This window comes from Caballeronia arvi (genome assembly GCF_001544695.2).
Taxonomy (GTDB): Bacteria; Pseudomonadota; Gammaproteobacteria; order Burkholderiales; family Burkholderiaceae; genus Caballeronia; species Caballeronia arvi.
In genome coordinates, this window is the sequence record NZ_FCOM02000266.1 from 1 (window position 1) to 1,043 (window position 1,043).

Here is a 1,043-nt window from a genome sequence, read left to right on the forward strand (position 1 = left end):
CGTGACCACGGAAGCTTGCTGGCGCTCATCCCCGCCTTGCGCGCGACGATCTGATAAATGGCAACATCATCGTTCTCGAAGGCGTATGCGCAGCCACCCAGATAGATGCGCCAGATGCGAAACGTCTGTTCGTCGACCATTTCTCGCAGCGCTGCCGCATTCGCTTCGTAGTTGGCGCTCCACAACTGCAGCGTTCGCGCGTAGTGCCGGCGCAAGTTTTCAACGTCAAATGCTTCGAGCCCGCCTTCCTGCATGGCATTGAGCGCGAGGCTCAGATGGGGCAGCTCGCCATCGGGGAATACGTACCTATCGATGAATGCGCCGCCGCCGAATCCCGGCTCACCCGAGTTCGCGCTCGTCGTAGTAATGCCGTGGTTCATGGCGATACCCTCCTCGGCAAGAAGGCTCTGCATACGTACGAAGTACTCAGGAAGATTGCTGCAGCCCACATGCTCGAACATGCCGACGCTCGTCACGCGGTCGAAGCGGCCAGTGATTTCGCGATAGTCCTGCAGCCGGATTTCGATGCGATCGGTTAGGTCCATTGCCTTGATCAGTTCCGTGGCCCACTCGAACTGATTCTTCGACAGCGTCACGCCGACGCACCGTGCGCCGAACTTGCGTGCAGCGCGAATGACAAGCGCGCCCCAGCCGCAGCCGATGTCGAGCAGCGTTTGGCCTGGCCGGAGTTGAATCTTGGCGAGGATGTGATCGATTTTTTTCTGCTGGGCTGTCGCGAGATCCTCATCCCCGTTCTCGAAGTAGGCGCAGGAGTACACCATGCGGCGATCCAGCCATAATTTGTAGAAGTCGTTCGACACATCGTAGTGGTACCGGATGGCCCGCTTGTCGGCGGCTTTGGAATGCGCGAAATAGTCTCCAAGGCGGCGCCACTTTCCCGATGTTTCCGGACCGGTTCTGGCAAGCGCATAGCCGACGTCGATAAGGTCGCGAAGGCTCCCGTCGATATCGATTTTCCCTTCCACGTAGGCTTCGCCCAGCGAGTCGAGCCCGGGCGATAACAGCAGCGGCATGGCGGCCGC

1 protein-coding gene is annotated in these 1,043 nt (G+C 59.6%); it reads right to left on the reverse strand.

All coding sequences use genetic code 11. The features are described from left to right. A partial coding sequence (locus tag AWB74_RS44805; protein ID WP_061152836.1) for an SAM-dependent methyltransferase occupies positions 1-1,043 on the reverse strand: 1,043 nt, incomplete at both ends.